14 protein-coding genes are annotated in these 15006 nt (G+C 30.3%); 13 read left to right on the forward strand and 1 reads right to left on the reverse strand.

Annotation, left to right across the window (positions count from 1 at the left end; genetic code table 11):
• Nucleotides 1–1713, forward strand: coding sequence for an ABC transporter ATP-binding protein (locus tag FYJ26_RS04330; protein ID WP_154539980.1), 1713 nt, complete (start codon nucleotides 1–3; stop codon nucleotides 1711–1713).
• Nucleotides 1710–2537 (forward strand): energy-coupling factor transporter transmembrane component T family protein, encoded by an 828-nt coding sequence (locus FYJ26_RS04335; protein WP_154539982.1) that lies wholly within the window; start codon nucleotides 1710–1712, stop codon nucleotides 2535–2537. Before FYJ26_RS04330 ends, FYJ26_RS04335 begins: the two co-directional genes overlap by 4 nt.
• Before the next feature lie 888 nt (nucleotides 2538–3425).
• Here FYJ26_RS04335 and FYJ26_RS04340 read toward each other — a convergent pair.
• Nucleotides 3426–4745, reverse strand: a complete 1320-nt coding sequence (locus tag FYJ26_RS04340) for a C1 family peptidase (RefSeq protein WP_154539984.1) — start codon at nucleotides 4743–4745, stop codon at nucleotides 3426–3428.
• Nucleotides 4746–4817: 72 nt separating this feature from the next.
• On the opposite strand from FYJ26_RS04340, the gene FYJ26_RS04345 reads away from it, so the two are divergent.
• The 11 genes from FYJ26_RS04345 to FYJ26_RS04390 all read left to right on the forward strand — a co-directional run bounded on the left by FYJ26_RS04345 (nucleotide 4818) and on the right by FYJ26_RS04390 (nucleotide 15000).
• Entirely contained in the window at nucleotides 4818–5108 is a 291-nt protein-coding gene (locus tag FYJ26_RS04345) for a hypothetical protein (protein ID WP_154539986.1), read from the forward strand.
• Between the two features lie 61 nt (nucleotides 5109–5169).
• The gene (locus FYJ26_RS11005) at nucleotides 5170–5811 is read left to right on the forward strand and encodes an ABC transporter ATP-binding protein (RefSeq protein WP_229771210.1); all 642 of its coding nucleotides are present in this window, start codon (nucleotides 5170–5172) and stop codon (nucleotides 5809–5811) included.
• Nucleotides 5812–5859: 48 nt separating this feature from the next.
• Complete coding sequence (locus FYJ26_RS11010; RefSeq protein ID WP_326831239.1) at nucleotides 5860–6240, forward strand: TOBE domain-containing protein; 381 nt, start codon at nucleotides 5860–5862, stop codon at nucleotides 6238–6240.
• The gene (locus tag FYJ26_RS04355; protein ID WP_154539988.1) at nucleotides 6240–7124 is read left to right on the forward strand and encodes a carbohydrate ABC transporter permease; all 885 of its coding nucleotides are present in this window, start codon (nucleotides 6240–6242) and stop codon (nucleotides 7122–7124) included. Before FYJ26_RS11010 ends, FYJ26_RS04355 begins: the two co-directional genes overlap by 1 nt.
• The gene (locus tag FYJ26_RS04360) at nucleotides 7125–7943 is read left to right on the forward strand and encodes a carbohydrate ABC transporter permease (protein WP_154539990.1); all 819 of its coding nucleotides are present in this window, start codon (nucleotides 7125–7127) and stop codon (nucleotides 7941–7943) included.
• Entirely contained in the window at nucleotides 7924–9234 is a 1311-nt protein-coding gene (locus tag FYJ26_RS04365) for an MBL fold metallo-hydrolase (protein ID WP_154539992.1), read from the forward strand. Before FYJ26_RS04360 ends, FYJ26_RS04365 begins: the two co-directional genes overlap by 20 nt.
• Before the next feature lie 9 nt (nucleotides 9235–9243).
• Nucleotides 9244–10563: an ABC transporter substrate-binding protein gene (locus tag FYJ26_RS04370; protein ID WP_154539994.1), complete on the forward strand. Its 1320-nt coding sequence runs from the start codon at nucleotides 9244–9246 to the stop codon at nucleotides 10561–10563.
• 233 nt (nucleotides 10564–10796) lie between these two features.
• A complete protein-coding gene (locus FYJ26_RS04375) occupies nucleotides 10797–12200 on the forward strand; it encodes a carbohydrate ABC transporter substrate-binding protein (protein WP_154539996.1) in 1404 nt (467 codons plus the stop codon).
• A 1141-nt stretch (nucleotides 12201–13341) separates the two neighbouring features.
• Complete coding sequence (locus tag FYJ26_RS04380; protein ID WP_154539998.1) at nucleotides 13342–14436, forward strand: DMT family transporter; 1095 nt, start codon at nucleotides 13342–13344, stop codon at nucleotides 14434–14436.
• Nucleotides 14436–14699 carry a hypothetical protein gene (locus FYJ26_RS04385; protein ID WP_154540000.1) on the forward strand — a complete coding sequence of 88 codons (264 nt, stop codon included), beginning with the start codon at nucleotides 14436–14438 and terminating at the stop codon, nucleotides 14697–14699. The genes FYJ26_RS04380 and FYJ26_RS04385 overlap by 1 nt, the downstream gene beginning before the upstream one ends.
• Nucleotides 14700–14706: 7 nt before the next feature.
• Nucleotides 14707–15000 carry a BMC domain-containing protein gene (locus tag FYJ26_RS04390; protein WP_154540002.1) on the forward strand — a complete coding sequence of 98 codons (294 nt, stop codon included), beginning with the start codon at nucleotides 14707–14709 and terminating at the stop codon, nucleotides 14998–15000.
• The last annotated feature ends 6 nt before the right edge of the window (nucleotides 15001–15006 follow it).

Below are 15006 nucleotides of genomic sequence, written 5' to 3' on the forward strand. Positions count from 1 at the left end.
ATGGAAGTTAAAAAGCAACTACTAGTAAAATTTAATAAATACAATTTTAAGTATAAGTCTCAAAAAGCTCCAACCCTTTATGATGTTGACTTAGAGATAAAGGAAGGGGAAAAAATTGTAATAGTAGGCCCATCTGGCTCTGGGAAGTCAACTCTTGCTAAAAGTCTAAATGGGCAAATTCCTAATACTTTTGATGGCAATATACTAGGTGATTGCTTTATAGATGGTAAAAAACTAAAGGAATCTTCGATATTTGATTTATCCCTATCAGTAGGAACAGTTCTTCAAGATACAGACGGTCAATTTGTAGGTCTTACAGTAGCAGAAGATATAGCATTTTCTTTAGAAAATGACAATGTCCATATAGAAAAAATGCGAGAAATAGTCCATAAGTGGGCAGATGAATTAAATATTAAATACCTACTAGATAGAAAACCATCTGATCTATCCGGAGGTCAAAAACAGACTGTATCAATTGCAGGAGTATTAGTTTCAGATGTTCCAATTTTATTATTAGATGAACCACTTGCAAACCTAGATCCAAAAAGCGGGCGAGCTACTATGGAGCTTGTAAAAAACTTATCGGAAAGACGAGGCTATACAGTAATTGTAATAGAGCACAGGCTCGAGGAAGCCTTACTTTTAGATCCAGATAGGATTGTGGCAGTAAGTGATGGAAAAATTGTTGCAGATGATAATCCTACAAATATATTAAAATCAGGTATTTTAGACAAGATAGGTATTAGAAAGCCCTTATATATAGATGCTTTAAATTATGCGAGTATTGATCTTAGTAAATATAAGGATTTATCAGATATAAGTAAGATTGATTTTTGTTATGAGGACTTATTAAAATTAAGAGATTGGTCAAATCAAATTGCTTATAAAGAAGACCACAAAGAGGCTATTAGAGAAATAAATATAAACAATCTTTCTTTTTCTTATGGTAAGGTAGAAGTTTTAAAAAACATAAATTTAACTATTAATAAGGGAGAAATCATCTCTATTGTTGGGCCAAATGGTGCAGGTAAATCAACGCTTGCTAAGCTCTTATGTGGATTTTTAAGACCAAATAGTGGTTCTATAATAATTGAGGATGTAGATACAAAAACTCTTTCAATTAAGGAAATTGCTGATAAGATTGGCTTTGTGCTTCAAAACCCAAATGCTATGATTTCAAAGACAATGATTTTTGATGAAGTTGCCTTTGGTCTTAGGGTAAGGGGAGTAGAGGAGAAAGAATTAAAGGAAAGGGTTGAAAAAATTTTAAAGGTTTGTGGGCTTTATCCATTTAGAAATTGGCCAATAGCTGCTCTCTCATATGGACAAAAAAGAAGAGTAACTATTGCATCAATTCTTGTTTTAAATCCGTCTGTAATTATTTTAGATGAGCCAACTGCAGGTCAGGATTTTAGGAATTATACACAAATGATGGAATTTATCGGTAAGCTAAACAGAGAATATGGACTAACAATCCTTATGATAAGCCACGATATGCATTTAATCCAAGAATACACAGATAGGTCTATAGTTGTAGCTGACAAAAATATCTTAGCAGATTTAAAACCTGCTGAACTTTTCTCAAATAAGGATTTAATAAAAGCTGCAAATCTTGCAGAAACCTCTCTGTTTACTCTTGGCAAAAAGATAAAAGGTGTGAATCCAAAAGATTTTATAGAAAGATTTATTTCTTATGAAAGGGGTAGAAAATGAATAGTACACTAGGGTATATAAAAAATGATACTCCTATTCATAGGCTATCAGGAACAACAAAACTAATGGTCTTTATCCTTCTTTCGATAATTGTAATGACGACATTTGATACAAGATACTTATTTTTCATTATGCTAATATCACTTATAACTATGAAAATAGCAAAGATTAAATGGGAAGATGTATCATTTTTGGTAAAGGTGGTATTTGTCTTTTCGCTGATAAATATTATAGCAATCTATATCTTTGAACCAGAATATGGAGTTAAACTTTACGGATCAAGAAATGTAATATTTGAAGGAATAGGAAGGTATTCACTAACAGCTGAACAGCTTTTCTATGAATTTAATGTAGTTTTAAAATATTTTTCAACAATCCCACTAGCCCTAATCTTTATCCTAACAACAGATCCAAGTGAATTTTCATCAAGTCTAAATAGAATAGGAATATCATATAAAATTTCTTACGCAGTTGCTCTTGCTTTAAGATATATCCCAGATATACAGAATTCATACTATGAAATAAGACAAGCAAGTCAAGCCAGAGGAATAGAAATGAGCAGTAAGGTAGGACTAATAGATAGAGTTAAGGAGAGTGCAAACATAGTAATGCCACTAATTTTTGATAGCCTTGGAAGAATAGAAACCATAGCCCAAGCAATGGAACTAAGGCGTTTTGGCAAAAACAAGACTAGGACTTGGTATAGGGCGAAGGATTTTTCAAGAAATGACTTTCTAGTTATAATAGGAGTAATAATTTTACTAGCTCTGGGCGTTTCACTATTTTTTGTAAATGATGGAAGATTTTACAATCCATTTTTATAAAAATATATAGCAATAGATCTGAAAGATTTAACATACTCTTTATAGAGTATATATGATAAACAACGCCTATAATAACTATGTGAATTTTTCTAGACATGGTAGAAATTGTCTAAATTTCTTTCTCAATAATATAGGAAAAGAATATAGAATTTGATACTACAGATTCATCTTATTATAAAATAGCAATAGAAATATTTTGATCTGGAGCAAATGAACTTTATACTAATCTTTTGGAAATGATTATGTAAGTTCATAAGGATTTTAGGCTAATACAAGTAGCATTTTATATAATATAAAAGTAGGTAATTTTGTATTTATAAGCTCTGACTAAGATAGATTACAAATAAACGTGCATAACAAAATATCAAAGTGGTAATTAAATCTAACTAAGACATAAATCATACAATAAATAGGCTAGATTGGCCGGTATCTTATTATAAGGCAGTAAAAAATATATAAGACAAAACTTGTTATGAGAAAAATTAAATATGAAAAAAGAGGAGTCTTTGGATTCTCTAAGAGCATCGACAAACTCACGAAATTATTGATATTGTTGATGCTTTTTTTATTTCCTAAAATTATAATTATGTTTTTTAATTCTATAATTCATTATTCATATTAGAGTAGAAGAATAAGGGCTTTATACTTTAAAAGTCATCTAAATTCAAACTCTATTTAAATTTTTATTTTTGTTTTTAAAACAATAATTAATATAATATTTTTTTCCTAAGCCAAAAAAGTGAAGTATGAATATTACTATCTATTATAAAATATAGTTAATAATGGACTTTAAATATTAATGATTAAGCTAAAACTCAAATAAATAAGGACCTTAAAAGGTCCAAATTCAAATCAAAATATAGGCTTAAATTAAAATTATTTCTAGAACTATCTTATATTTTTAAGCATCCTATACATAGGATCAAACTCATCATAAACAATTTCTTTTTTATCCATTGCTTTTAAAACTTTTTGTGTTAGATATTTTTTGTCTACTATTATCTCAAAAGTATTTTCTCTAAACCACTCATCAGTCATTGAAAAATATCCATCGTGGCCATTTTCATCTCCCCAAGAATTTTCTATTTTCCAATAATTTATTTTTTTTCCTCTCTTATCAAAGCCTGTAAGGTTCATCGCATGACAAGCTGTTGAAAATCTTGCGTCTATTCTTTCAGCTTTAGTCATATCTTCATAGTTTATGAAGGTATCTTTTAGGTTGAACAAGTTTTCGTCTAGGATTCCACTTTCCCTATCCTCATTTATATCAACATCACAAGCAAACCACATGGTTTCTCCGTCTTTTATAGATTTTTGAGCAATTTTACTCATGGTATCCATGTCGATGTTTATTCCCTTTAAATCTTCTAGGTCTACTGCGTTTTTGGACATTGTATCCACTAGAACCCTATTATAAGGATGTCTTGGATCATTTAATAGTTTTACCTTGTTATCAAAAAAGTCTCCCACATATTTTTCGAAAAATAGCTTTGGGGTCATATCTTTTTCTATGTGATATTTATGATCTTTATCATAGTATTTAAAATCAAATTTTTCTACTGGTTTTCCTATAGATTTGGTGAAAATATTATAGGCATAGGATAGGCCTTTTTTTCTTAAATCTTCAATTTCTTTTTTATCATCAGACTTTCTTATATCCACAGCTATTTTCTTTAAGGCTCTTTCTAAAGTATAAAACATATAGAAAGAATTTTGAGAATTAAAAAGCTCTCCCATAGCTGTTTTTGGAACTATTCCATATTTTTTTATAAGATAGTAAAAAAATTCAAAGTATCCACCATCGTTTGGTTCTGAGAAAAGTACATCTTCAACCCTTCTGTCCTTTATGTCCAAATCTTTTGTATCAATTATTCTTTGTAAGAACCTATTAGTTTTTTCCATATTGTCAAAAAAGTAAAGGTATGATTCAGAAAGCTCAAAGTTTTCCATATTTAGATTCTCTGCAATTTTCATTCTAATCATATTAAGACCTGCAAACATCCAGCACCTACCAGTTTTCTTTTGGTCTGTGACATCATTTGTTTTAACTTCATTAGAGAAAATAAAATTATGTTTATTTATTACATTTTTATTTAAAGATGCTTCCCTTATTCCAACATTTGAGATAGCATTTGATATTATTTTATTTGACGGGTCTCTATCATATATTTCTTCTAATTCTTTATATAAATTTTTATCTAATTTCATATCCACTCCTTTGACTAAATTATACTACATATTTTTATTATGATATAATTAAAACATGAAAAGGGGGATAGTATGGACTTTATTTGGCCTATATTTACAGCATTATTTGTAATATTTATGCTTAATTTTATATTAGACAGAAGGAAAGTTAACCTATATTTGTCCTTATTTATGGCTGTTTTATCCCTTGGATATGGTTTTGTTTTTGGTTTAAACTTTAAGGAAATTTACTTCTTTTCCTTTCTTTTATCCATAGGACTTATTATTATATCCTTAAGAAAAGAAATAGAATCTTTCACAGTCATAGCAATTGCCCTTATGCTCGTAATGCTTGCTATATTATTTAAGTACCCGCTTTTATAGTTATTATAAGATTAATATTTTAGTATTAAGTTATAAGGGATAAAATTTATAAGAGGTTTATATGATAAAAATTGAAAAATTAAACAAGGTCTATGAGAATGGATACGAAGCTCTTAAAAGTGTTGACTTAGAGGTTCCTAAAGGAGCTTTGATGTCACTTTTAGGACCAAGTGGTTGTGGGAAATCTACAATATTAAATATTGTTGCAGGACTTTTGGACCCTACAAAGGGTGATATAAAGTTTGATGGAGAGTCAGTAATTAATAAGCATCCTAAGGATAGAGATATTGGAATGGTATTTCAAAACTATGCTCTCTACCCACACATGAGTGTTTTGGAAAATGTAATATTTCCACTTACAGTTGGAAGCAATAAAATAAAAAAACAAGAGGCAGTTAAGATTGCTCAAAAATATATAGATCTTACTGATATTTCTGATATAAAAGACAAAAAGCCTAAGGCACTTTCAGGTGGGCAGCAACAAAGGGTTGCTATAGCAAGGGCTCTTGTACAAAATCCTAAAATCTTACTTTTAGATGAACCTTTAAGTAACCTAGATGCAAGGCTAAGGATAAAGATTCGTGAAGAAATTAGATCGATTGTAAAAAAACTTGGGGTAACTACAGTTTTTGTAACACATGATCAAGAAGAGGCCTTATCTATTTCTGACTATATAGCCCTTATGGATAAGGAGATAATTTAACAAGTTGATATTCCACAAAACTTATACCTAAATCCTTCCAATCTTTTTGTGGCGAAATTTATAGGAACTCCTATAATTAATACATATAAGGCAAGCTTTGATGGAAACTCTTTGATTACAAAAGATTTCTCTATTAAATTATCTGAGCTAGAAAATAGTAGATTTAGAGAAGAGTTTAAAAGTGGTGAAGATTATACCCTTGCCATAAGACCAGAACACCTTAAGATAAGTGAGGGAGGAATTCCTGTAGAAGTTATATCAATTGAGATGATAGGAAGATATATGATTGTCCATTTTGATTTAGATAATGAGAAATCAAGGCTTTTGGTAGATTCCAATATTTTGATAAATGAGGGTGATAGGATCAATCTTTCCATAGATTATCCTTCAATTTATATATTTGATAAGGATGATAGGAGAGTCTACTGATGAAAAACAGATTCAAATATAAGGCCGAAAATTCACCTAAGGCTTGGCTTTATTTATTGCCTGCTCTTATATTTATACTAATATTTAATGTATACCCTTTGATTAGGACATTTACTATGGCTATGAAGTCAAACAATATACTAAATCCAGAATTCCTTGGTCTTTCAAACTTTTCCTATGTTTTAAAAGATCCACAATTTCATTTAGCTATGAAAAATACTTTTATATATGCCATAACGGTAGTGCCAGGCTCAATTATTATAGCTATGATAATTGCCCTAATTCTTTATACTAAGATTAAGGGAGTGAAGTTTTTTGAAACAATATTTTTTATTCCTTATCTTACTTCTGTTATAGCTATAGGTATTGTATTTAGGTATTTATTTAATGGTCAATATGGTATAATTAACTTTCTTTTAGAGAAGGTAGGGCTTGGACCATATAACTTCCTAGATGACCCAAATTACAACATGCCAGCCCTAATTGTGTTTGGTATATGGAATAGTTTGGCTTTTAACATAATAATAATTCTTGCAGGACTTAGGGGTATAGATAAATCCTACTATAAAATTGCTGAAACCTTTGGTGCAAGCAAGTTTGAGCAATTTGTAAAAATAACCCTACCTCAACTTAACTCTATTATGACTTTTCTAACTATAACAAGTTTTATAGGGGCCTTTAAGGTTTATAGCCAAATATTTGCCCTCTTTAATGGTTCGGCAGGTATTGGCAATAGGTTGGTTACTGCAGTATTTTATATATTTAATAAGTTTTATGTAGAAAATAGGTATGGTCAAGCTATGGCTGCAGCTGTAATTTTGTTTATATTTTTGTTAATATTGACCTTTATTCAAAGGCTAATATTTAGAAAGCTTGAGGACTAAATGAAAAAAATAGGTAAATTATTTCAATATATATTTGTAATACTAATGGCAATTATTACTCTCTTTCCTTTTGTCTACATGATTTTATCATCAGTAATGACTTACCAAGAAGTAATATCTATACCGCCAACTTTGATACCAAAAGGCTTAAACTTTAAAAACTACTCTGAGGCTATGAAGGTTGCACCTTTTGCTAGATACTTTTTAAATACAATTTTTGTAACAAGTATAAATACTATAGCAACCTTAATTACAACAACACTAGCAGCTTTTGCCTTAAACTTTATGAATTTTAAATACAAAAATGCCCTTCAAACCTTTCTCATATCACTATTGATGATACCTTTTGAAATAGTAGTTTTTACAAATTTTAGAACAATTGCAAACATTAAACTAATAGATACCTATCTTGCTTTAATTCTTCCCTTTATGGCAAGTGTTTATTATATCTTCTACCTTAAACAATTTCTAAATTCTATCCCTAAAGAATATTACAATGTTGCCAAGGTAGATGGAGCAAGCGACTTTGAATTTATCAGAAAGGTTATGATACCTATGTCTAAGTCAAACTTATTTACCATAGGATTATTAAATTTCATAACAGGTTGGAATTCATTTTTATGGCCAATCCTTGTTACAAACTCAAAGGAGATGAGGATGATTTCAAATGGTCTATCAGCTTTTGCAACAGAGGCAGGTTCCCTAATTCATCTTCAAATGGCAGCTTCAACAATAACAATTCTTCCAATACTTATCCTTTACTTTTTGTTTAGAAAGAGAATACTAGAAGGAGTTTCATATGGTGGAATCAAAGGATAGGACAAGAATAGTCTTTCATAAGGGAACTCATACCATAGGGGGAACTCTTATAGAAATAAAATATAAAAAATCAAGGATATTTTTTGATTTAGGAGCCCTATTTAACAGGGAAATTGTGATAAAAGATTTAGATGATTTAATAGAAAACAATCTTTGTGCTTATGTAGATGGTCTTTATGATAAAAATGCAAGTAGTAAGGATATGGTAAAAGATGACTATTATTATGAAAATGAAGCTTTGTTTTTTTCCCATATTCATCTAGACCATACATCTTTGATAAACTATACTAATCCTAAGATAAAAGTTTACTGCTCCAAAGATTCCAAGAAAGCGTTAGAGGCCTTATCAATAAATAATAAATTTGTCTATCCATTTAGTAAAAATCAAAAGTTAGAAGGATATATTAGAAATATTGAGGGAGTAGACTATGGCGATATCGTTAAAATAGGAGATATAGAAGTTCAATTTATAAGAGTTGATCATGATGGTTTTGGAGCTTGTGGTTTTATTATAAAAACTTTCGATAAGAAAATCTCTTATACTGGAGATATCAGACTTCATGGATTTAGAAGAAAAGATAGTGAAAACTTCATAAAACATGCTCAAAACTCAGACTATCTTATAACTGAGGGAGTAAGCTTTTCATTTAATAGGCTAGGAGAAGATGAAGCTGAGATAGGTGAAGCTGAACTTATTGAAAATATTGTAAAGGTAATTAAAAAAAATAAGAATAGACCTATTTTATTTAACTACTATCAAGGAAATTTTGAAAGAATAAAGAAGCTTATAGAAAATCTTAGGGGTATAAGAAAACTTGTTTTTTCTGAATACAATGCTTATACCATAAAAAAGGTTCTAGGTCTTAATCTCTACTATATAAAAGATAGGGACTATGACTATAAACTAGATAAAGACTTAGAAATCAATTTAGATGATATTGTAAAAAATAAATCTTCTTATCTTTTACAAATTAGAAAAGATGATGTAGATTTGGGAGAATTTTTTGAAGGAGGTATTTATATTCACACAGATGCAGAACCTTTGGGAGACTATGATCCGGAATATATGCCTTTTATGAAAAAATTAGAAAAATTTAATATTAAAGTTTTAATTATGAAAACTTCTGGTCATGCTCCTACAGAGGATATAAATTATATAATAGAGAAAATTAATCCTAAAAAGTTATTCACAATTCACTCTAAAAATCCAGAATGGGTATATAATGATAGTAGAAGTAGATTCAAAGATAGGGGATATGCTCCCTATGATGGAGAAGAAATTATTTTGTAAGGAGAAAGTATGAAAATCAAAAAAATTCTAAAAACTTCTTTGGCACTAGCCTTATCATTAGGCGTATTAGTAGGCTGTGGCGGAAATGAAAAGGCTAATACTGCATCAAATGATGCTAGTAATGCTAGTACTGAGAAAAAGGAAAGTACAATAGTTGAAGACCTAAAAGACAAGAAGGTAGAAATCACTTTTTGGCATGCGATGAGTGGTGGCCAAGGTGAAGCATTAGAAAAATTGGTAAAAGAATTTGAAGAAAAAAATCCTAATATCAAGGTAAATCTTCAAAATCAAGCAGCCTACAAGGATTTAAATCAAAAACTAACAGCAACTATGCAATCAGTTGACCAACTTCCAACTATAACTCAAGCTTACCCAGACTGGATGGTACAATTTATAGATGGGGGATTAGTTCAAGATCTAAAACCTTATATAGAAAATGAAAAATTGAAATTTGATAACTATGATGACATAGTGGAAGGCTTAAGAAATGAAGTAGAAAAAGATGGCAAAATAATGGCCCTTCCTTTCAATAAGTCTACAGAAATCTTTTGGTACAATAAGTCATTGTTTGATGAATTAGGACTTAAGGTTCCAAGAAATTACGATGAACTAAAGGAAGTAGCAAAGAAAATTCACGATGAGAAGGGAATTGCTGGAGTAGGATTTGACTCGCTTTCAAACTATTATCAAACCTACCTTGAGAATAAAGGAATCAAGATGGATTCAAAACTTGATGTAACAAGTGATGTATCAAAAGAGGCTATAAACTATTATCTAGATGGTATAAAAGAAGGATACTTTAGAATTGCAGGAAGTGACAAATATATGTCAGCTCCATTTGCAAATGAACAAGTAGGAGCCTATATTGGTTCAAATGCAGGTGAAGTGTATGTAAAAGATGGAGTTCAAGGTAAATTTGAATATGAAGCGGCAGCATATCCAGCAGAGAAATCTGTTCAACAAGGTACAAATATCTACATGTTTAACAATGCAACAGAGGAAGAAAAAACTGCAGCATACCTATTCTTGAAATTCTTAACAGAAAAAGACAGTCAAATCCAATTTGGACTTGATACTGGATATATACCAGTAAGACAATCTGCTATAAAAGATGATGCCTATAAAAATTCCGACTCAAAAGTTGCCCCAATCATAGGTGAAGCAACAAAAGAACTTTATACAAGAGTAGTTGAACCAGGTAGCCAACAAGCCTACAATGATACCCAATCCTTCCTTGAAAAAATATTCTCAAATCCAGAAAATGTAGACTTGGATAAGGAATTGGAATCTTTCAAACAAACTTATGAGTCAGCTTACCAACAACAATAATAAAAACTGTTAGGGGTTTATGATATATCCCCTCTTTACTAGACAAAGCAGTAAGGAGGGGATTTTTATTTGAAAGTATTGTTTTCCTTTTTCATCAACAAAATCTTTAATACTAACTATTTTAGACATTTGAATCTTTAAGAGATTATGAAAATGTTTACTTTATTTCTTGACAAAATTGCAAAGACTTTATATAATAATGGAAAAGGTAATTACCATATTAGGAGGAAATTATGAAAAAAATAAAAGCAGGATTGGTAGCGTTAGCTGCAGCTTTAGCCCTAACAGCTTGTGGTGGGAACAATAAAGCTGACGATAAGGCATCAAATCAAGATACTTCAAAAGAAAACGTTACAAGTAATGCCGGAAGTAACGAATCTAGTGGTGAAAAGTCTTTTAGTGGAAAAACTTTAACTATAGCAGGTCTTGATTCAGGTTATGGTACTGAAGGATGGAAAAAAGTTATAGCAGACTTTGAAGAAGAAACTGGTGCTAAAGTTGAAGCTAAATTCGAAAAAAATATAGCAGATGTTATTAGACCAGAAATCCAAGCTGGAAATTCACCAGACTTTATTTATCACTCTGTGGGAACAGAATCAGCACTTACAGAAACAATGGTTAAAGAAAACATGGTGGATGAGATTACAGATGTTCTTGATAAGAAAGTACCTGGAGAAGATAAAACAGTAAGAGAAAAAATAATCCCAGGTTTCTTAGATACAGCAGTAACAAATCCATATGGAGATGGAAAAACATATCTTGCCCCATTATTCTATTCACCAACAGGACTTTGGTACAACAAGGCAATGTTTAAAGAAGGTGGTGGAAAATATGAACTTCCAGAAACAATGGATGACTTTATAAAACTTGGTGAAGAAGCTAAAAAAGATGGTATAGCATTATTCACATATCCTACAACAGGATACTTTGATACATTCACATTTGCCATGCTTTATGATATAGGTGGACAAAAATTATTTGATAAACTTATGAGCTATGACAAAGATGCTTGGGAAAATGAAGCTACACCATATTTTGAAAACACAGGCAAAATTCTTAAATATGTAAATAAGGACACAGTAGCTCAAGCAAATAATGAATCATTCACTAAAAACCAACTACAAGTTATGAAAAATGAATCATTATTTATGCCAAATGGTACATGGGTTGTAGAAGAGATGAAAGATGCTGAAGGTGTTGCAAAAGATTTCGAATGGGGTCTAATGCCACTTCCAAAAGTTAATAAAGATGGTGAAAGATATGCATACTCATTCTTTGAGCAAGGATTTATCCCTAAGGATGCTAAAGAAAAAGAACTTGCAAAAGAATTCGTAGCCTTCCTATACTCAGATAAAGCAGCTAAAGCTTTTGCTGAAAATGGTGGAGCAGTTCAACCTATAGAAGGTGCAGAAGGTATGCTTAAAGATGAAGTTAAAAAATCTTACTATTCTATCTATGAAAATGGCGTAAAAGCAGCTTTAGGTGGATGGACAGCAACGCCATCAGTAGAGGGAGTAGATATGACTAAAACAATATTTGATTCTATAAACTCAGTAGCAAATGGGGACAAATCAGTAGAAGATTGGCACAAAGAAGTAGTAGAAGCAGCAGGAAAAATTCAAGACGCAATGAAATAAAAAATTATAAGATCAGTCGAAAAGATTGTTCAAAGCATCGGCAATTATTGATTTTGTCGATGCTTTTTATTTGTAATAATTAAAATTATGATTTTTATAAATAATTTAAAATTTTAAAATTAGAGAATAATGGTCTAGATTTTCCTATAAACTTATTTGGCAACTTTGTAAAATGATTCATACTTTTATGTAAGTTTATATAAATATGGTATTTTTAATTTTTTATTTTATTATTAATATTGACGAAATTTCAAAGAGAATAAGCTATAAATCAAGCTAAACGAAATTATTTAAAATACCAATCTAAAGAAGAATTATTGACAAATTATAGGGGATAAAGGAAGATTATGCTAATATAGATACAAATAATTCCTAAAATTAATGATTCAATTTTACAGGAGGTAGAATATTATAAATTCTTTAGGAAGAATAATTGTTAAAAGTTTTTATAAAGAAATTAAACTACTTAATATAAAGAGAATTAATATTTATAGTTATTATTTATCACTATATAATTAAGAGAAATGAAGTTGTACCTATCCTAACTTAAGTCTTTAAAAGGGATGTAAAAACATCTAGAAAAACGTTTACTTAAAGTATTTAATCTATAAATAACTATTTGCCAGTTTGACCCTTAGTAGTTATTTAAATTAAAACTATACATTACCTTAATTAAATGATAATTTAATTAAGGTAAAGGTATAAAAAAGCATATAGTTAAAGATAAACTTACTATAGAGAGATAGCTTAAAATTATCATGTGCTTATTGCTTTTTTAGTAAAGTTTTTAAAAAGATGGAAAACAACTGTGGTAGAATTTAAAATTAAGTAAGGAAGAAGGTGAGATAAGGCTTTAATCAAGGGTTTATTAAAGAAATTAATAAATTTATTAATTTTATAAAAATTTAAAAAACAAATATTAGCAAAAAAAAATTTAGAAAAAGTCAAAACTTTAACGTTAAGGTAAGAGTTCATTGTTATTTTTTAAACTATTGATTTTTTTTTGATAGCAATTAAGCTTGAAATTCCAACGAAAAATTGTTTTCCAAAAAAATTTTTGACCTTAACCTTAGGGATATTGATACTATTTAGACAAGGAAAACATTTATAGTTTTTAAATATTTAAAGAAAGAAGGAGAGAATGAGAGTGGAGAAATCACAAAACTACACAAATACTACAAAAGCCAGTGTAGCAAAAGAAGCTTTAGATAAGAAGTACTTTTCCAAAGGCCTTAATATTGGAATCCAATCTGGTATTTACTACGGTCTTTATACAGCTTTGGTCACTACTGCTACAGTTTATGGTATATGGAAGTTCTGGTATTCAGGAGAAGCTGGATTATCTGAAATGACCTTAGCTTTTATCTTAGGTACCCTTGCTACAGGAATCAACGACTTAACATCTGCTATTTGGGCCTTAGGCAATTCACTTTTAAAGGGTAAATTCGGAGATTTCATTAAAACCATTAAGACAAAACCAGGCCTTATAATGATATTTGCAGCCATAGTCGGAGGTCCTATTGCAGGAGTTACATATATCCTAGCAGTGCAAATGGGTGGTCCAGTTGTAATACCTATAGCAGGTTTAAATGTTGCGATTGGAGCAATTCTTGGAAGAATAATCCTAAAACAAGAATTATCAGCTAGGATGATTGCTGGTATTGTAATTTGTCTTATAGCTTCTCTACTTATTGGTGCAACAAGCTTAACAGGAGAGATTAAAGATGGAATGCTACTTGGCATTATTCTTGCTCTTATAGCCGCTTTTGGATGGGGACTTGAAGGAGTTATAGCAGGATTTGGTACATCAATGATTGATTCAGAAATTGGAATAGCAATTAGACAATCAACATCAGCCCTATCAAACTTACTTATAGTTTTACCAATACTTGCACTAATTGAGGGGACAGGAATTGGACTTATTGGAAGTCTATTCACAAAAGCCATAACAGATCCGACAATTTTATTATTATTTGCTAGTGGATTTTTCACATTTATATCTTTTAATTTTTGGTATAAAGGAAATTCAATGTGTGGAGCAGCTCTAGGTATGGCATGTAATGGTACATATGCATTTTGGGGACCGTTCTTCTGTTGGATAATACTTGGAGTAATCCTTAAAAATCCAGGATATGAAATAGCTCCAATAGCTTGGATAGCTTCAATCCTTATGGCAATTGGAATATTTATAATGAGTGTCAACCCACTTGATTATTTTAAAAGAGGTAAGAATTAATGAGAAGACCATTAAATTATGAAATACTAAAATATTTTACTAATGTAGACAAGGCTTCAGCTCAAGATATCTACCTTGCTTTAGAAAGTGAATATAAAGACCACAAAGCTTTTAATTACGATAATATAGTAGAAAGTTTGATGACAGCTAAAGAAAACGGTCTTATAGATGAGGATTCATACGAACTTATAGACAACAAGTTAGTAGTTTACTATAAGGCAAGTGATGAACAAAAGAAGACGATTAATTATTATATAAAGTAGGTGCCATATGGAATATGAATCTCAGGCAATCGGTCTTATAGAAACACTTGGCATGCTGCCAGCACTTAAGGCCCTAGATGCAATGTTAAAGGCAGCTGATGTAAAGCTTGTATCATACGAGAATGTAGGTTCAACTCTTGTTACTGTAATAGTAAGAGGAGATGTATCATCTTGTATAAGTGCAGTTGAAGCAGGTGTTAAAGAAGGCGAAAAGATTGGAAAAATTACAGCTCACAATGTTATGAAAAGACCGGTTACAAATGTAAGTAAAGTTATATCAGTTCACAAAGTAGAAAATTAGGAGAAA

Source organism: Anaerococcus porci (genome assembly GCF_009696575.1).
GTDB classification, from domain to species: domain Bacteria; phylum Bacillota; class Clostridia; order Tissierellales; family Peptoniphilaceae; genus Anaerococcus; species Anaerococcus porci.